Source organism: Streptomyces sp. Act143 (assembly GCF_003143935.1).
Lineage (GTDB): Bacteria > Actinomycetota > Actinomycetes > Streptomycetales > Streptomycetaceae > Streptomyces.
Window position 1 is genome coordinate 6,978,732 of sequence record NZ_QFRX01000001.1, and the last position, 18,056, is coordinate 6,996,787.

14 protein-coding genes are annotated in these 18,056 nt (G+C 72.8%); 8 read left to right on the forward strand and 6 right to left on the reverse strand.

Going from position 1 to position 18,056, the window contains the following annotated elements; all coding sequences use genetic code 11:
• Window positions 1-44: 44 nt before the first annotated feature.
• Complete coding sequence (locus tag DI272_RS31965) at window positions 45-734, reverse strand: ankyrin repeat domain-containing protein (RefSeq protein ID WP_219933861.1); 690 nt, start codon at window positions 732-734, stop codon at window positions 45-47.
• Window positions 735-773: 39 nt separating this feature from the next.
• On the opposite strand from DI272_RS31965, the gene DI272_RS31970 reads away from it, so the two are divergent.
• From DI272_RS31970 to DI272_RS31990, 5 genes are all read left to right on the forward strand, one after another.
• The gene (locus tag DI272_RS31970) at window positions 774-1,616 is read left to right on the forward strand and encodes a serine hydrolase (RefSeq protein ID WP_109498645.1); all 843 of its coding nucleotides are present in this window, start codon (window positions 774-776) and stop codon (window positions 1,614-1,616) included.
• A 158-nt stretch (window positions 1,617-1,774) separates the two neighbouring features.
• Window positions 1,775-3,301, forward strand: coding sequence for a serine hydrolase (locus DI272_RS31975; protein ID WP_109498646.1), 1,527 nt, complete (start codon window positions 1,775-1,777; stop codon window positions 3,299-3,301).
• 123 nt (window positions 3,302-3,424) lie between these two features.
• Window positions 3,425-4,447, forward strand: coding sequence for an esterase-like activity of phytase family protein (locus tag DI272_RS31980; protein WP_109498647.1), 1,023 nt, complete (start codon window positions 3,425-3,427; stop codon window positions 4,445-4,447).
• A 108-nt stretch (window positions 4,448-4,555) separates the two neighbouring features.
• Entirely contained in the window at window positions 4,556-8,272 is a 3,717-nt protein-coding gene (locus DI272_RS31985; RefSeq protein ID WP_109501160.1) for an ABC transporter ATP-binding protein, read from the forward strand.
• A 111-nt stretch (window positions 8,273-8,383) separates the two neighbouring features.
• Window positions 8,384-8,788, forward strand: a complete 405-nt coding sequence (locus tag DI272_RS31990) for a hypothetical protein (protein ID WP_109498648.1) — start codon at window positions 8,384-8,386, stop codon at window positions 8,786-8,788.
• Window positions 8,789-8,836: 48 nt separating this feature from the next.
• On the opposite strand, the gene DI272_RS31995 is transcribed toward DI272_RS31990, so the two are convergent.
• The 4 genes from DI272_RS31995 to DI272_RS32010 form a co-directional block, all read right to left on the reverse strand.
• Complete coding sequence (locus DI272_RS31995) at window positions 8,837-10,270, reverse strand: S28 family serine protease (RefSeq protein ID WP_109498649.1); 1,434 nt, start codon at window positions 10,268-10,270, stop codon at window positions 8,837-8,839.
• Between the two features lie 96 nt (window positions 10,271-10,366).
• Window positions 10,367-10,987, reverse strand: a complete 621-nt coding sequence (locus DI272_RS32000; RefSeq protein WP_109498650.1) for a hypothetical protein — start codon at window positions 10,985-10,987, stop codon at window positions 10,367-10,369.
• 134 nt (window positions 10,988-11,121) lie between these two features.
• Window positions 11,122-12,903 carry a glycoside hydrolase family 3 protein gene (locus DI272_RS32005; RefSeq protein WP_109498651.1) on the reverse strand — a complete coding sequence of 594 codons (1,782 nt, stop codon included), beginning with the start codon at window positions 12,901-12,903 and terminating at the stop codon, window positions 11,122-11,124.
• Window positions 12,904-13,242: 339 nt separating this feature from the next.
• Window positions 13,243-14,160, reverse strand: a complete 918-nt coding sequence (locus DI272_RS32010) for a LysR family transcriptional regulator (RefSeq protein ID WP_109498652.1) — start codon at window positions 14,158-14,160, stop codon at window positions 13,243-13,245.
• A gap of 89 nt (window positions 14,161-14,249) precedes the next feature.
• Between DI272_RS32010 and DI272_RS32015 the strand changes: the two genes are divergently transcribed.
• The 3 genes from DI272_RS32015 to DI272_RS32025 are packed head-to-tail and all read left to right on the forward strand — an operon-like array spanning window position 14,250 to window position 17,057.
• Window positions 14,250-15,164 carry an EamA family transporter gene (locus DI272_RS32015; RefSeq protein WP_109498653.1) on the forward strand — a complete coding sequence of 305 codons (915 nt, stop codon included), beginning with the start codon at window positions 14,250-14,252 and terminating at the stop codon, window positions 15,162-15,164.
• Window positions 15,165-15,168: 4 nt separating this feature from the next.
• Window positions 15,169-16,413 carry a 3-phosphoshikimate 1-carboxyvinyltransferase gene (gene aroA, locus DI272_RS32020; protein ID WP_109498654.1) on the forward strand — a complete coding sequence of 415 codons (1,245 nt, stop codon included), beginning with the start codon at window positions 15,169-15,171 and terminating at the stop codon, window positions 16,411-16,413.
• Window positions 16,410-17,057: a GNAT family N-acetyltransferase gene (locus DI272_RS32025; RefSeq protein WP_109498655.1), complete on the forward strand. Its 648-nt coding sequence runs from the start codon at window positions 16,410-16,412 to the stop codon at window positions 17,055-17,057. Before aroA ends, DI272_RS32025 begins: the two co-directional genes overlap by 4 nt.
• A gap of 35 nt (window positions 17,058-17,092) precedes the next feature.
• Here DI272_RS32025 and DI272_RS32030 read toward each other — a convergent pair whose 3' ends face one another.
• Window positions 17,093-18,046, reverse strand: a complete 954-nt coding sequence (locus DI272_RS32030; protein ID WP_109498656.1) for a LysR family transcriptional regulator — start codon at window positions 18,044-18,046, stop codon at window positions 17,093-17,095.
• Window positions 18,047-18,056 lie beyond the last annotated feature (10 nt).

Sequence of the window (18,056 nt, forward strand, 5' to 3'; positions counted from 1 at the left end):
TGTGAATCGGCCAAGGGGCGGGTAACGGCTCTGCCATCCGCGCCTCAAAGCAGCCCGCCCTCCTGAAGGTGCACGCCGTCCGCCGTCACCCGGTCCGTCCGCTCGGAGCCGTCGACGATCCGTATCCAGCTGTCCACCTTCAGCTCGCGCCCGGTCAGCTCGATGGCGAAGCCCCCGTACATCCCCGGCACCGGGAACCAGCAGGCCGGATGCCTGAGCTCGGTCAGCACCTCGACCTCCGGCAGTCGCAGCCCCTGCCCGGTGGCCAGGTCCGTGCCGTCCTTCCGCGGTGCCCGGTGCCGGATCAGACGGTGCAGGTGGTGCCGCAGCGGGCCGATCTCGTCGTACGGCAGGTGGTGCCTGATCTCCGGACGCAGGAGTGCGGCGAGGTGGTGGTGGCCGCGCTGGCCGGCGATGTCGACGGCCCGGCTGCCGTCGCCCGTGCGCAGGGTGCGCCAGGCGCCGAGAGCCAGCAGGCGTTGGACGACGTCGGCGGGGGCGCCGTGCCAGGCGGCCTGGTGGAGGGGGGTGTAGCCGCTCGGGCCGCCGAGACGGGCGGAGTTGACCCAGTGGGCGTTGACCTTGGCGCGGACCTCGTCCAGGACCCCGAAGACGGTGGCCCAGTCGGCGTCCCGGGCGGCGTCGGCGAGGCGGTGCCGTCTGGCCGCGTACTCGTCCTTGAGCGAGTCGGGGCGGGTGGTGCCGTCCCAGTGCGCCACATCACTTTCGAACACGCATGCAACCTTTCACTCCCGTCCGTGAGTCAACAGGGCATGACTCACGGCATATCCAGACGCGCCAGATGGGTGGCGGGGGGCGCGCTCGTCGCGTGTGTGGCCGCCGCCACCCCCGCCTCCGCCGCCACGGCCCCGACCGTCAGCTGCACGTCCGCGAAGGCGGGCCTCGCCGACAAGCTGAAGCGGGACATCACCTCGGCCCTCGCCAACCGTAAGGGCACGATCGCCGTCGGCCTCTACGACCGCAGCACCAAGACCACCTGCACCCTGCGCCCCTCGACGGCCTACGACTCCGCGAGCGTCGTCAAGGTCACCGTCCTCGCCACGCTGCTGTGGGACGCCAAGAAGCACAACCGGTACCTCACCGACCGCGAGACCACCCTCGCCAAGGCCATGATCACCAAGTCGGACAACACCGCCACCAGCACCCTGTGGAGGCAGCTGGGCCTGACGAAGATCAAGGGCTTCCTCAGCGCGGCCGGCATGACCCAGACCAAGCCCGGCGCCAACGGCTACTGGGGCCTGACCCAGATCACGGTCACCGACGAGCAGAAGCTGCTCAAGCTGATCACCGCGCCGAACACGGTCCTGAGCGACAACTCCCGCACGTACATCCGCAAGTTGATGAGCCAGGTCATCTCCTCGCAGCGCTGGGGAACCCCGTACGGCGCCCCCTCCGACGTCCTCGTGCACGTCAAGAACGGCTGGTTGCAGCGGTCCACCCACGGCTGGCGCATCCACAGCGTCGGCACGTTCAAGGGCGGCGGCCACGACTACATGATCACGGTGCTCACCCAGGACAACAGCACCATGAACTACGGCATCACCACCATCCAGGGCGTGGCCAAGGTCATCCACCGGGACCTCGCCGCGAGCTGACCGCACCCGGAGGCCCGCGGGTTACGCTGGGCGTGGTGGTTCCGGCCGCCTCCGGGTCCGCGGGCAGGGCTGCAAGCCCATCGGTGCACGGCGAAGCCATCGGCCAACGGTCTTTCCTGCCCGACGTCGCGGACCCGCGGGCGTGAGGAAGGACTGCGGTGTCCGATCACTCCCGTTCCCTGCCCGACCGCCCGAGCCTGCGGTATCTGAAGATCGAGGCCAAACGCCGGTTGCGGGCCGGTGAGTTCACCACCCTGGCCGAGGCGCAGCTGGCGATCGCCCGCGAGCACGGAGCGCCGAGCTGGGCGGCGCTCAAGCGGATCGTCGAGGACCGCACCACGGCACGGCAGCGGCACGCGAGCCGGCAACTGCGGTGGATCGCCGCACGGTTCGCGGACGCCGGCGCACCCGCCTGGCAGCCGCCCGCCGAGGAGGAACTGCGGGCGCACTTCCACGAGCGGCTCCTCGAAGCGATGCCGCCCGCGGAACTGGTGCCGAGGCTCATGAACCTCGCGCCGGGTCTGCACGGCGGCCCCGTCCTCGTCGAGGACACCCCCACCCATGCCCTGGCCCGGCTGGACGCCGCCGACCTGGCGACGGTCGCCCAGCTCCAGGCGGTCGTCGAACCCACCCCGCCGCACCGGCTGGTGGGGCTCCGCGTCCACCCCGCCGCCCGGATCGACGACCCGCGGCTGACCGCACCGGGCACCCGGACCGACGGCCCGGTCCCCGCGGCGGCCACAGCGGTGGCGGAGCAGACCTTCGCCGCATTCGGCCTGCCGGGGCTGGTGTTGGCGTCCGCCGACCCGCGGGGCACCACCTGGGCCCTGGCGCGCGGCTGGGCCGCCCTCGATCCGGGCGAGCCGCTGACGACCCGGCACCGCTTTCCCGCCGGCTCCGTCACCACGCTGGTGACGGCCACCGCGGTGCTCCGCCTGGTCGCCGACGGCCGCGTCGGCCTGGACGACCCCGCCGACCGGCATCTGCACACCGTCCGCCTCGCCGACCCCGCCGTCACCGTCCGGGAACTGCTCAGCCACACCGGCGGCGTGGACACCCCGTCCGAGCGGCTCGCCGACCGGGTGCCGGACCCCCGGGACCTGTTCGGCCGCGTCATCCCCTGCGGCGGACCGCGCGGCCGGCACGCGCACAGCGACGCGGGCTACGCCGCGCTCGGCCTGCTCGTCGAGAGCCTCACCGGATCGCCCTTCCCGCAGGCCGTCACCGACCTCGTGCTGCGGCCCCTGGGCATGGCCGACTCCTCCTTCCCGGCCCACTGGCCCACCGCCCCCGGCGAGGCGGACACGGTCACCGGGTACGTCGCCTTCGAGGACGGCACCCTCGTCCCCGTACGGAAACGGGTGAGCACCATGCCCGCCGCGGGCGGCCTGTGGACGACGGCGCCCGACCTGGTGCGCTTCGGGCTGCGCTGGCACACCCTCCTCCCCGCCGAACCGGCCCGCCAGGCCCTCGCCCCGCAGGCCGCCCTGCCCGGTGCGGGCCACATCGGCCTGGGCTGGGAGCTGGACCCGGCCGGCGGCATCGCCGGACACACCGGCCACCTCCCCGGCGCCTCCGCCTCCCTCGCCGTCCGCCTGCGCGACCGGCGCGTCCACGTCGCCCTGACCAACCGGAGCACGCCCCTGGAACCGGTGAACGGCCGCGTCCTGCGCGCCCTGGGCTGAACGCCTGTGCCGTGGCCCCGGCCGGGCGTGACCGGGGCCACGGCACGGCCCCATTGCCGTCGCGGCGGATCTGCACACCTGCCGGACTCCCGCCCGTCACCGACCCGCCCTACGGTGGCGCCCATGCGCCTGAGAACCGTACTCACGACCACCACCGCGGCCCTGGCGGCGGCCACCTGCCTGACCGCCGCCGGGCCCGCCACCGCCGAGGCCACCACGGAGCAGCGCCACGCCTGTTCACCGGCCGTGTCCATCGACAGCTTCTCCGACGCGCTGGACAAGACGACGTTCGACGGCACCTTCGTCGGCAACTTCTCCGCGCTCGCGGTGGACCGGGACGGCTCGCTCGCGGCCCTGTCCGACCGGTCCTCCCTGTTCTCCCTGGACGCGAGGACCCTCGCGCCCCGGTCGGTCGTCCCGCTCGCCGACGAGAAGGGCGCCGCCCTGGACTCCGAGGGTCTGGTGATCGACCGGGACGGCACCCGGCTGGTGACGTCGGAGACGGAGCCGTCCATACGCCGGTACAGCGAGGACGGCCGCATCCTCGACCGCCTGCCGGTGCCGGACGCGCTGCGGGTCGCGCCGGCCGGCCGTGCCGCCGCCAACGGCACCTTCGAGGGCCTGACGCGATTCCGCGGGGGACTGCTGGCGTCGATGGAGTACGCCCTGTCCGGCGACACCTCCGGGGCGGTCCGCTTCCAGACGTGGCAGCGGCACGGCACGAGCTTCGCCCTCGCCGCCCAGTACGCCTACCAGCCCGACCCCGGCCTCGGCGTCCCGGAGGTCCAGTCCCTCCCCGACGGCCGCCTCCTGGTCCTGGAACGCGGCTTCACCTCCGGCGTCGGCAACACGGTCCGCCTCTACCTGGCCGACCCGCGCCACGCCACGGACACCGGCAAGGTGGCGAACCTCACCGGCCAGGACGGCGTACGGCTGATCAGGAAGACCCTCCTGACGGACCTCGTGAACTGCCCGTCCCTGGGAGCGACCGCCAAGCAGCCGCAGCCGAACCCGCTGCTGGACAACATCGAGGGAATGGCGGTCACGGGTCGTGCCGAGGGTGTCTGGAAGGTCCTCCTCGTCAGCGACGACAACCAGAACGCGGCGCAGACGACACGCTTCTACCACCTGCGGGTACGTGTCTGATCCCGTGCCCCGGCCGGTTGCGGAGGGATGAAATCCGGTTCCTCCGGCGTTGGTGCCTTCCGGAAGATCAGGTCGCACACGACGACGGAACAGACGGAGGACACCCGCGTGACACCGCAACGGGGATGGGCACGGCGACTGGCCGGATACGCCTGGCGCTATCCGAAGGACGTCGTCCTGGCCCTGGGGTCCAGCCTCGCCGGCATGGCCGTCATGGCGCTCGTCCCGCTGATCACGAAGGTGATCATCGACGACGTCATCGGTGAGCACAGCCGCGACATGGCCCCCTGGGCCGGGATGCTCATCGGCGCGGCCGTCGTCGTCTACGTCCTCACCTACATCCGCCGCTACTACGGCGGCCGGCTCGCCCTCGACGTCCAGCACGACCTGCGGACCGAGATGTACGGCACGATCATGCGGCTGGACGGGCGGCGGCAGGACGAGCTGTCCACCGGACAGGTCGTCGGGCGGGCCACCAGCGACCTCCAGCTGATCCAGGGCCTGCTCTTCATGCTGCCGATGACCATCGGCAACTTCGCCCTGTTCCTGATCTCCCTGGTCGTGATGGCCTGGCTGTCCGTCCCGCTCACCCTGGTCGCCCTCGCGGTCGCCCCCGCCCTCGCCTGGATCGCCAAGCGCTCCCGCAGCAAGCTGCACCCGGCCACCTGGTACTCCCAGGCCCAGGCCGCCGCCGTCGCCGGGGTGGTCGACGGCGCCGTGGGCGGGGTGCGCGTGGTCAAGGGGTTCGGGCAGGAGGAGCAGGAGACCGGCAAGCTCCGCGAGGTCGGGCGGCGGCTCTACGCGGGGCGGCTGCGGACCATCCGGTTCAACTCCAAGTACACCCCCGCGCTCCAGGCCGTCCCCGCCCTCGGCCAGGTCGCGATGCTGGCGCTGGGCGGCTGGCTGGCCGTGCGCGGACACATCACCCTCGGCACCTTCGTCGCCTTCTCCACCTATCTGGCGCAGCTCGTCGGGCCGGTGCGCATGCTCGCCGTGGTCCTCACCGTCGCCCAGCAGGCCCGCGCCGGTACGGAACGGGTCCTGGAGCTGATCGACACCGAGCCGAGCATGGCGGACGGGCACAAGGAGCTGCCCGCGGACGCCCCCGCGACCGTCGAGTTCGACGACGTGTCCTTCGGCTACGAGGGCGCCCCCGGCAAAACCAGCCCCGTCCTCCAGGGGCTCTCCTTCGAGATCCGGCCCGGCGAGACCCTCGCCGTCGTCGGCTCCTCCGGCTCCGGCAAGTCCACCGTCTCCCTGCTCATGCCGCGCTTCTACGACGTCACCCACGGCGCCGTCCTCGTCGGCGGCCACGACGTCCGCGAGCTCACCCTCGACTCGCTGCGGGCCGCGATCGGCCTGGTCCCCGAGGACTCCTTCCTCTTCTCGGACACCGTCCGCAGCAACATCGCCTACGGCCGCCCCGACGCCACCGAGGAGCAGATCCGGGACGCCGCCCGCGCCGCCCAGGCGGACGGGTTCATCACCGACCTCCCCGAGGGCTACGACACCAAGGTCGGCGAGCACGGCCTCACCCTCTCCGGCGGCCAGCGCCAGCGCGTCGCCCTCGCCCGCGCGATCCTCGCCGACCCCCGCCTCCTCGTCCTCGACGACGCCACCTCCGCCGTGGACGCCCGCGTCGAGCACGAGATCCACGAGGCGCTCAAGCAGGTCATGGAGGGCCGGACCACCCTGCTCATCGCGCACCGGCGCTCCACCCTCAACCTCGCCGACCGCATCGCCGTCCTCGACCACGGCCGGCTCGCCGACATCGGCACCCACGCCGAGCTGGAGGAACAGTCCGCCCTCTACCGGCGCCTGCTCACCGACCCCGACGAGCTCGGCGGCGTCTCACCCGGCCACGCCCAGCCCGTCGCCCCGGCCGAGGACACCTCCGTACGCGACGAACTGGACGCCGAGTTCGACGCCGAGCGCGGTGTGACGCCGCGGCTGTGGGCCGGCGACCGCGAGCCGAAGGACACCGCCCTCGCCGGCACCCCGGCCACCCCCGAGCTGCTCGCCCAGGTCGAGGCGCTGCCCCCGGCGACCGACACCCCGGACATCGACGAGGCCCGGGCGGTCACCCCGGAGGAGTCGTACGGCCTGCGCAGGCTCCTCCGAGGCTTCGGCACCCCCCTGCTCATCAGCCTCGGGCTCGTCGCCGTCGACGCCGGCATGGGGCTGCTGCTGCCGATCCTGATCCGGCACGGCATCGACAGCGGCGTCGGCGAGATGGCCCTCGGCGCGGTCTGGGCGGCCTCGCTGCTCGGGCTGCTCACGGTCGGCCTGCAGTGGGCGGCGCAGGTCGGCGAGACCCGGATGACCGGGCGGACCGGTGAGCGGGTGCTGTACTCGCTCCGGCTGAAGATCTTCGCCCAGCTCCAGCGGCTCGGACTCGACTACTACGAGCGCGAGCTGACCGGCCGGATCATGACCCGGATGACGACGGACGTGGACGCGCTGTCGACGTTCCTCCAGACCGGCCTGGTCACCGCGTTCGTCTCGGTCGTCACCTTCTTCGGCATCATGGTCGCCCTGCTCGTCCTCGACGTGCAGCTCGCGCTGGTCGTCTTCGCGACGCTGCCGCCGCTGATCATCGCCACGTACTTCTTCCGCAGGGCGAGCGTGAAGGCGTACGAGCTCGCCCGGGAGCGGGTGTCGGTGGTCAACGCCGACCTCCAGGAGTCCGTCTCCGGGCTCCGGATCGTGCAGGCCTTCCGGCGCGAGCGGGACGGCGGGGCGCGGTTCACCGAGCGCAGCGACAGCTACCGGCAGGCCCGTATCCGCGGGCAGTGGCTGATCTCGGTCTACTTCCCGTTCGTCCAGCTGCTGTCGTCGGTCGCCGCCGCGGCCGTGCTGATCGCGGGCGCCGGACGGATCGACGACGCGACCCTCACCACCGGCGCGCTGGTGGCGTACCTGCTCTACATCGACCTGTTCTTCGCGCCCGTGCAGCAGCTCTCCCAGGTCTTCGACGGCTACCAGCAGGCCACCGTCTCCCTGGGCCGCATCCAGGAACTGCTCCAGGAGCCGACCTCGACGAAGGCGGCGGACGAGCCGCGGGAGGTGCTCTCGCTGCGCGGCGAAGTCGCCTTCGAGGACGTTCACTTCGCCTACGGGGACGACGACGAGGCCCTGAGCGGCATCGACCTGCGCATCCCGGCCGGGCAGACCGTCGCGTTCGTCGGCGAGACCGGCGCCGGGAAGTCGACCGTGGTGAAGCTGGTGGCGCGGTTCTACGACCCGACCGGCGGCCGGGTGACGGTGGACGGCACGGATCTGCGGGCCCTGGACCTCACCTCGTACCGCCACCGGCTCGGTGTCGTCCCGCAGGAGGCGTACCTCTTCCCGGGCACCGTCCGCGACGCCATCGCCTACGGCCGCCCCGACGCCTCCGACGCCGAGGTGGAGGCGGCGGCCCGCGCGGTCGGCGCGCACGAGATGATCGCCACCCTCGACGGCGGCTACCTCCACGAGGTCGCCGAACGTGGCCGCAACCTCTCCGCGGGCCAGCGCCAGCTGATCGCGCTGGCGCGCGCCGAGCTCGTCGACCCCGACATCCTGCTCCTCGACGAGGCGACCGCGGCCCTGGACCTGGCCACCGAGGCCCAGGTCAACCAGGCCACCGACCGCCTCGCGGGACGTCGCACGACCCTCGTGGTGGCCCACCGTCTGACCACGGCCGCCCGAGCGGACCGCGTGATCGTGATGGATCACGGCCGGGTCGCCGAGGACGGGACGCACGCGGAGCTGCTGGCCCGGGGCGGGCGGTACGCCGAGCTGTGGCGGACGTTCGTCGGGGAGGACGCGACGGCGGCGGCCTGAGTGCGGCCGGACGGCCCGTGGCCTGATCCGGTGACGGTCGTGCAACCATCCGACATACGTCGTGCGTCCGTACACCCGTACGCTCATCGCCGGGGTACGGGAGGGACGACAGTGGACAGAGGGACTGGTGCGATACGGCGATGGGCCGCGGTCGCGCTCGCCGCGCTGACCGCTTCCGGGCTGCTCGCGATCGCGGTGCCCGGCCAGGCGCAGGCCGCCCCGGCGGACTCCTGCGCGGGCCGGAAGATCCGCACGTTCACCTTCTCCACCGGCTCCGTCAGGCTCTACAAGGACGGCGGCTGGCTCTGCGCCATGACCTTCCCCAGGTCCTCCGGCGGCGGCAAGCGCACCATGATGGTCAGCCTCCAGGCCCGCGGCTTCGACGCCGTCGTCGACAAGGGGAAGTACTCCCACCACGCCGGCCCGGTCCGCACGTACGCCGGCGTCCGCAAGGTGTGGATCAAGGGCCAGGTGGGCCGGGGGTCGTACGAGTCCACCGGCTGGAAGCGGTACTGAGAGGAAGGCCCCGGTGCGCGCGGCGGCGCACCGGAGCCGGGCGGACGGTCACGGACGCAGCGCGGGCTCCCGCTCCACGTTCCGCACGTCCAGCTTCCTGTCGTACGACGCGAGCGGCTTCGCCTCGGCGACCGCGGCGGCGGAGACGCCCGCCCAGTCGAGGATGCGGGCCGTCGCGAAGGCCTTCTGGCCGGCGACCAGACCGGCCACGTTCGCGCCGTGGTTCATGCCGGGGGCGGTGAGGACGTAGGAGTCCTTCGCGCCCTTGTCGACGCGGAACCGCTCGCCGCCCCACGGGTCGTTCTGGCCGTAGACGTAGAGCATGTGCCGGGCGTTGTGGCGGATCCAGGTGTCGACGTCCCGCATCGCGTACGGCTGGAACTTCGTCGGGATGTCCCGGGGCACGAAGTTGCGCGGCGGCTGGTAGCCGTAGCGGACGTACTTCTTCTCGATGTACGGGAAGTGGATGGTGGGGGCGCCGAGCTGGGTGGCCGCCTGGTAGTAGTACGGCGTGTACGGCTCCAGGCCCTGGTCGGTGTAGAAGGAGAACCCGGAGACCGTGTCGATCGAGTTCCAGATCTGATCGTCGGTCGCGGTCCTGGCGTCCGGCGGGATCAGCTCGTCGTCACCGCAGTTGGCCAGCAGGTTGTACTGCCAGAAGCCCCACACGTAGTCGAGCACGACCGCCTCGTACGCGCGGTCGAGGCTGCCGACGGTGGTGAAGGTGTAGCCCTCCGCCTCCGCGTAGGCCGCGTACTTCTTCTCCAGGGACTCCCGGCGGACCAGCGCCTCGCGCTGCACCGCGTTGAGCCGGTCGCGGCACTCCTTGGTGCCGACGGAGGCGAAGAAGCGGTCGTAGGCCGAGTCCTCGTCGTTGACGACGTCGTTGGGGGCCACGTAGGCCACCACGCCGTCCATGTCCCGGGGGTAGAAGCGCTCGTAGTAGGTGGCGGTCATGCCGCCCTTGGAGCCGCCGGTGGCGATCCAGTTCTTCGAGTAGATCGGCTTCAGCGCCTTGAAGATGCGGTGCTGGTCGCTGGCCGCCTGCCAGATGTCCAGCTTGCTCCAGTCGGCCGGGTCGGGCCGGGAGGGCGTGAAGAAGCGGTACTCCATGGAGACCTGGTTGCCGTCCACGATCTGCGTCGGCTCGCGGCGGCTCGGCGTCGTGGAGACGTTGTAGCCGCTGGTGTAGAACACCGTCGGGCGGCTGACGTCCTTGTGCAGCACGGTGATCCGCTGCTGGAACGTGCCCTTGGACGGGTGCCGGTGGTCCACCGGCTGGGTGTAGTTGAGGACGAAGTAGCGGTAGCCGGGATACGGCTTCTCCTCGATCAGGCTCATGCCCGGTATCGCGAGAAGCTGTTCCTTGATGTCGGTGCCGGCGGCCGGGGTCTCCGGCTCGGCGGCGGTGGCCGCCCCTGCCGTGCTCAGTGTGCCTATGAGCACCGTGAGCGCCAGCAGCCATCTGAGCGCCTTGCGCATGCACCCTCCCCTGTGAGACAGATGTGCGAGCGGAAGCTATCGGAGCAACTCCCGTATGCACCAGGGGAGATCGCGAAAAGTTCGGGCGGAGGCAGGTCAGAGCGGCCGGGCGCAGCCCACCGGTTCCGCGCCGCCGAGCTGGACGTACAGGGCCGTGGACAGCGGGCACCGGCTGCGTTCGGCGACCGCCTTGGTCACCTTGAACTCCGGTTTCTTCTCGCCCTTGCCGTCGCACGCGGTCTCGCGCACCTGCCCGCCACCGGAGCTGTAGACGCAGTCCCCGACGATGGTGCGCGGCCCGCCTCCGCCGCCCGGGTCGCCGGGGTGCGGGGCGGAGAGGTTGCGCATACAGGCGTAGCCCTGCGGGACCGCCCCGTCGCCGTCCTCGTCGGAGGACCGGGCCTGTTCGCTGATGTGCAGCACGAAGTCGGTGGTCCCCGGGCACCGCGGACCGTTCTCGGTCGTGCCGTCGAACCGCGCCACGACCCGCGCCGCCGCCCGCTCACTGGCGCAGGGCACCTCGGTGAAGCTGGTCGTGCCGAAGGAACTGCACTCGTCGACGCCGAGGAACACCGTCCCGTACCCCGAGGGCCGGGTCGGCGTCACCCCGTTGCTGATGTGCCCGTCGCTCCCGGTGCGGTCGGGCGCCCCCTGGCAGCCGGCCAGCAGGGCGGCCAGCAGCGCGCACACCGCCCCCAAGGTCCATCTCTCGCGCATCGCATCCCCCCGGACACCCGCGACCAGCGTGACCCGGAGCGGCGGGGCACGCCAGACATCCGGGATGCTTTGCGCCCTTTGGCGGGCGTACGCCGGGTGTGCGGCGTACGCCCGCTACGTCTCCTGCGGCAGTCCTAGTAGGACAGTCCGTACCCGATCGGGTACAGCACTCGCGTCGGATCGTCCGCCCGCTGCACCGGCACCGGCAGCCGCCCGCGCGGCGCCACCGCTCCCGCGATCACCCGCGCGGCGGCCCGCAGTTCGACGTCTGTCCAGGAGTACGACGCCAAGTAGGCCGGTACGGCGGGAAGTTGGGCCACGTCGTACGGATTGCGGACGGCGATCGCCACCACCGGCCTGCCCGTCGCCAGCAACTGCTCCACCAGCGTCTTCTGCGCGGCGTTCAGGTTGTACGTCCCCACGACGACCGCGTCCGCGTCCCCCGCCGCCGCGACCGCCTTGGCGACGGTGGCGGCGGAGGGAGCCGTGCCGGTCGACAGGGCCGTGGCCGTGAAGCCGAGCTCGGTGAACGCGGTCGCCAGGACCCCGGTGGGCGGCCCGGTGGTGCCGGACGGGGAGGCCGGGTCGGCGCCGCACACCAGGAGCTTGCGGGGGGGCAGGGGCAGCAGACCGCCCTCGTTGACCAGCAGGGTCGTCGTCCGCTCGGCGATCCGGTCGGCCTCCGCGAGGTGCGCCGGGATGCCGACGGTACGGGTGACACCGGCCTGGCTGACGTACGGCTTCTCGAACAGCCCCAGCTTCGCCTTCAGCCGCAGCACCCGCAGGATCGACTCGTCGAGCCGCGCCTCGGTCAGCTCCCCGCTCTGGACGGCCTTGAGCACGGCGTTCCACGCCACGTCCAGGTTCGGCGGGTTGAGGAGCTGGTCCACCCCGGCCTTCAGGGCGAGCACCGGGACGCGGTCGTCGCCGTACTTGGTCCGTACGCCCTCCATGCCGAGCGAGTCGGTGACGATCACCCCGTCGTAGCCGAGCTCCTCGCGCAGGATGCCGTTGAGGATCGGGCGGGACAGGGTCGCCGGGTCGCCGGAGTCGTCGAGGGCCGGGACCATGATGTGCGCGGTCATGATCGAGTCGATGCCGGCGGCGATCGCGGCCCGGAACGGCGGTGCGTCCAGCCGCTCCCACTGCTCGCGGGTGTGGGTGATGACCGGGAAGCCGAAGTGGCTGTCGACGGCGGTGTCGCCGTGCCCGGGGAAGTGCTTGGCGGTGGCGGCGACCTGACGGCCGTGCTGGTACCCGGCGACCTCGGCGGCGACGAGCCCGGCCACCGCGTCCGGGTCGGCGCCGAAGGAGCGGACGCCGATGACCGGGTTGGCGGGGTTGACGTTGACGTCGGCGACGGGGGAGTAGTTCTGCCGGATGCCGATGGCCCGCAGCTCCTGCCCCGCGATCCGGCCGAGGCTCCGGGCGTCCTTGCGGGACCGCCCCGCGCCGATGGCCATCGCGCCCGGGAAGAGGGTGGCGGGCTCGCCGACCCGGCAGACGATGCCGTGCTCCTGGTCGGTGGAGATGAGGACCGGCAGACCGCGCGGCCGGGTGAGGGACGCCTGCTGGATGCCGTTGGAGAGGTCGGCGATCTGGTGCGGGTCGCGGGTGTTGTGCGCCCAGCTGAAGTAGATGATGCCGCCCACGCGGTACTCGGCGATCAGCTCGGCGGCGGTGCGGACGCCGATCTCCTTGAGGTTGGCGTCGATGTCGGCCTGGTCGGGGGCGGTGGCGGAGTGGCCGTAGACCCGCATCACGAAGAGCTGGCCGACCTTCTCCTCGAGGGTCATGCGGGAGACGAGAGAGCGGAGCTTCTTGTCGTCGGGGCCGGCGGCCTGTGCCTCGGTGCCGAGGGCCAGGGCCGCGGTGACGCCCGCGCCGGCGGCGAGGACGGTACGTCTGGAGGGCAACGTGCGCTCCTTCCGGAGGTGATCCGCTGAAGGAAACTTCCGAGAAGACAGAGGTATCCGGGAAGTTTCTGCCAGTCAAGGGAGTGCGCGCACCGTATGCCACGGAGGGGCCGCCATCGGCGCTGTTGGAGGGGGGCGCGCCGATGGCGGCGTGCTGCCGGCCGCGGTACGGAGGAGAGGGTTGGTCAGCGTTCGCAGCCAGCAGCGAGGCCGACACCGCACCGCGGTGACTCTCCGACAGCTTGCGGGTTGGACGAGCGGGGGCGGGGCGGGGTTCCCGGGTCGGGCCCCGATCCGGGAAGTTGGTGAGCCGGAGTCCCACGAGACGGGTGGGCCGGTTCAACGGGGCGGCTGCGCCGCCACCTTGGGCCAGTGGTTCTGCAGAGTGCGCACGGTCTCCGTGATCGAGGGTCGTCCCGCGGCACCCGTGCGCCAGAGCGCGTACAGCCGTCGTACGGGGGTGGGGTCGAGCTCCACCTCGACGACCCCGGCCGGCAGCGGGCCGCGGCCGAGGCGCGGGATGAGGCAGATGCCGAGCCCGGCGGCGACGAGCGCGACCAGCGTGGGGTTCTCGTCGGCCTGGTGGATGATCTCCGGCTCGTGCCCGGCCGCGCGCAGGGTGCGCACCAGCCAGTCGTGGCAGACCCGGCCCGGCGGCTGGCACACCCACCGCTCCCCGCCGAGGTCCTCGCGCCGCACCTGCTCCCGCTCGGCGAAGGGGTGCCCCGCGGGCACGAGCAGCGTGCACCGGTCCTCCCCGATCACCGCCTGCTCCACCCCCGGCGGCACCGGCAGCGGCGAGATGTCCCAGTCGTGCACCACGGCCATGTCCAGCGCGCCCCGCGCCACCAGCCCCACGGACAGGTGCGGGTCGATCTCGGACAGCCGGACGTCGAGGTCGGGGTGCCGGTGCGCGAGGTCGGCCAGCACGCCCGGCAGCAGCCCGCGCGCCGCCGACGCGAACGCCGCCAGCGTCAGCCGCCCCGCCGGGGTGTTGCGGCGCTGCTCGATGCCGGTCTCGGCGCGCTCCACGATCGCCAGCAACTGCTCGGCAGTGTCCACGAGTTGCAGCGCCTCCGCGGTCAGCCGCACCCCGCGCCCCTCCCGTTCGAGGAGTACGGTCCTGGTCTCCCGCTCCAGCTTCGCGATCTGCTGGGAGACGGCGGAGGGCGTGTAGCCGAGCGCGGCGGCGGCCGCGCCGACGGTGCCGTGGACGGAGACGGCGTGCAGGGCGCGCAGGCGTTGCAGATCGAGCATCTCCGGCTCCCATTCATCAGCGACGCTTCATCCAACCATGCAGCAATCATCGCTGGTGCTACACGGTCACCGCGGGTGATCCTCGACGCATGCGCCCCGCACACATCGCCCTCGCCGTCCTCGTCGCCGCCGTCTGGGGCGTGAACTTCACCGTCATCGAGATCGGCCTCGACCACTTCCCGCCCCTGCTCTTCTCCGCCCTGCGCTTCCTGGCGGCGGCCCTGCCCGCGGTGTTCTTCGTGGGCCGCCCGAAGGTGGCCTGGAAGTGGATCATCGGAGTCGGGCTGGTGCTCGGGGTCGCCAAGTTCGGCCTGCTGTTCGTCGCGATGGACGCGGGGATGCCGGCCGGGCTGTCTTCCCTCGTGCTCCAGATCCAGGCGGTGTTCACGGCGGTGATCGCGTTCGCGGTGCTCGGCGAACGACCGTCCGGGGTGCGGGTGGCCGGCATGGCGGTGGCACTCGCCGGGATCGCCGTCGCCGCCGTCGACGAGGGCTCCTCGGGCCCGCTCGGCGCCTTCGCCCTGTGTGTCGCAGCGGCGGCCTGCTGGGGCGCCTCGAACGTCCTCACCCGCAAGGCGGCACCCCCGGACGCCCTGAACTTCATGGTCTGGGTGAGCACGGTCCCGGTCCTCCCGCTCCTCGCCCTCTCCCTCCTGACGGAGGGCCCGTCCCGGGACTACGACGCCCTGCGCGGCCTCGACTGGCAGGGCGCGGGCACGGTCGTCTACGTCGCCTGGGTCACGACCGTCTTCGGCTTCGGGGCATGGGGCCTGCTGCTGCGCCGCCACCCGGCCTCGACGGTGGCCCCCTTCTCCCTCCTGGTCCCGGTGTTCGGCATGTCGTCGGCGGCGCTCTTCCTGGGCGAGCCGGTGAGCCCGCTGCGGTGGTGCGCGGCGGCGCTGCTGGTGGGCGGGGTGGCGCTGGCCTCGGTGACGGTGCGGCGGCGGCCGGCGGTCCATCCCGTGGACGCCCCGGCGCCGGAGACGGCCGGCGCCCGATCATGAGGGCATGCCCGCAGTCGCCATCCCCGGTTCCAAGTCCATCACCGCCCGCGCCCTGTTCCTGGCGGCGGCGGCCGACGGTGTCACCACGCTCGTACGGCCCCTCCGCTCGGACGACACGGAGGGCTTCGCCGAGGGGCTGACCCGGCTCGGCTACCGCGTCGGCCGCACCCCGGACACCTGGCAGGTCGACGGCCGCCCCGAGGGCCCCGCGGTGCCGGAGGCCGACGTCTACTGCCGGGACGGCGCGACGACCGCCCGCTTCCTGCCGACGCTGGCCGCGGCGGGCCACGGCACGTTCCGCTTCGACGCCTCGGAGCAGATGCGCCGCCGCCCGCTCCTGCCGCTCTCCCGCGCCCTGCGCGACCTGGGCGTGGACCTGCGGCACGAGCAGGCCGAGGGCCACCACCCGCTGACCGTCCGGGCGGCCGGCGTCGAGGGCGGCGAGGTGGTGCTGGACGCGGGCCAGTCGTCCCAGTACCTGACGGCGCTGCTCCTGCTGGGCCCGCTGACCCGCACGGGCCTGCGCATCCGGGTCACCGACCTGGTCTCCGTGCCGTACGTGGAGATCACGATCGCGATGATGCGGGCGTTCGGGGTCGAGGTGACCCGGGAGGGGAACGTCTTCGCCGTCCCGCCGGGCGGCTACCGCGCCACCACCTACGCCATCGAACCCGACGCCTCCACGGCGAGCTACTTCTTCGCCGCCGCGGCCGTCACCCCGGGCGCCGAGGTCACCGTCCCCGGCCTCGGGACGGGTGCGCTCCAAGGGGACCTCGGCTTCGTGGACGTACTGCGCCGGATGGGCGCGGACGTGTCGGTGACGCCGGCGGGCACGACGGTCCGCGGCACGGGCGAGCTGCGCGGTCTCACGGTCAACATGCGGGACATCTCGGACACGATGCCGACGCTCGCGGCCATCGCCCCCTTCGCCGACGGCCCCGTCCGCATCGAGGACGTGGCGAACACGCGCGTCAAGGAGTGCGACCGCCTGGAGGCCTGCGCGGAGAACCTGCGGCGGCTGGGGGTGCCGGTGGCGGTCGGCCCCGACTGGATCGAGATCCGGCCGGGCGCCGGTGCCGGTGAAGGCGCGGAGATCAAGACGTACGGCGACCACCGCATCGTCATGTCCTTCGCGGTCACCGGCCTGCGGGTGCCCGGTATCTCGTTCGACGACCCCGGCTGCGTCCGCAAGACTTTCCCCGGTTTCCACGAGGCGTTCGCCGCATTGCGAAGGGACATCGGGCAGTGAGTTTCAAGCTGGAGGGGCCCCTCCTGGAGGGCGCACTGGTGCGCCTGGAGCCGCTGGAGCGCCGGCACGCGCCCGGTCTCGCGGCGGCGGCCGAGGAGGACCGGGAGACCTACGCGTACACGTGGGTGCCGCGGGCCGACGAGGTCCCCGGATACATCGACGCCCAGCTCGGCCGGGCCGCGGACGGCAAGCTCGCGCCGTACGCCCAGATCGCCAGGGCGACCGGCCGGGTCGTCGGCACCACGTCCTACTGGGAGCCGCGCAGCTGGCTCTCGGAGGACCGCCTCGACGCCATCGAGATCGGCTTCAGCTGGCTGGCGCGCTCCGCGCAGGGCACGGGCGTGAACGCCGAGTCCAAGTACCTGCTCCTCCGGCACGCCTTCGAGACGTGGGGCGTCTCACGGGTGGACCTGAAGACGGACGCCCGCAACGCCCGTTCCCGTGCGGCGATCGAGAGCGTCGGCGCCCGCTTCGAGGGCGTCCTGCGCAACTGGTCGCGCTCCTGGGCACCGGGGGAGGACGGGCGGCTGCGGGACTCCGCGATCTTCTCCATCACGGCGGAGGAATGGCCGCGGGTGCGGGGGCGGCTGGCGGAGCGGGTGGCGGCGCGAGCGGCCCGGTCCACGGCCCGCCGGGCAGGCTGAGCCCGGTCCGGCTCAACGGCCCGGGCCCGGCCGGCTCACCTGTCCGGGCCGAGCCTGGCCAACTCCGCCGCCGTGCGCCGCAGTTCCTCGCGTGCGGTGGACAGGACCGGGTCCTGTTCCGAACCCGTTCGTACGGCCGCGAAGACGTTGCGGGACGGCTGTTCGCCCTCGATGCCCACCACCCCCAGTCGGCGGCCCTCGTACAACGGCCGTACCAGGCGCGGGATCAGCGCCACCCCCGCCCCCGCCTCGACCAGCGCCGCCACCGCCGCCCAGTCGTTCACCGCGTGCCGGATGTCGGGGGTGAAGCCGGCCGCCGCGCACACCGAACGCGCCACCGCCCCCACGCAGCTGCGCGGATGCCCCACGATCCAGGGGTCGACGGCCAGCTCCCGCAGCGGCACCCGCCCGGAGCGCCCCGCCAGCCGGTGCCCGGCCGGCACCACCAGGTCCATGACGTCCGTGAGCAGGTCGATCCGGCTGTAACGGCGGTCGGTGTGCGGCGGACCCGCGGCGAAGTCCACCGCCACCGCGATGTCCACCTGCCCGCCGTCCAGCGCGGTGAACAGGTCCGGCGGCTCGGCCTCGACGACATCGACCCGGACGTGCGGCAGCCGCGCACCCAGCCCCCGCAGGGCCGCCGGCAGCAGCCCCAGGATGCCGCTGGAGAAGCAGCCCACGGTCAGCGATCCGCGCCCGCCCTGTCCATAGGCCGCCAAGTCGGCGCGGGCCCGCTCCAGTTGGGCGGCGATCAGATCGGCGTGGGCGAGGAGGACACGGGCCTGTCCGGTGAGCCGTACGCCCCGGCCGTCCCGTTCGGTGAGGGGCGCGCCCACCTCCCGGGCCAGCGCGGCGATCTGCTGGGAGACCGCGGACGGGGTGAGGTGCAGGGCCTCGGCCGTCCGCGCGAGACTGCCCCGGCGCTGCACCTCGCGCAGGACGGTCAGGCGGCGCAGATCGATGGTGAAGGCGTCGCTTACCTGTTCCATCGAGAAAGAT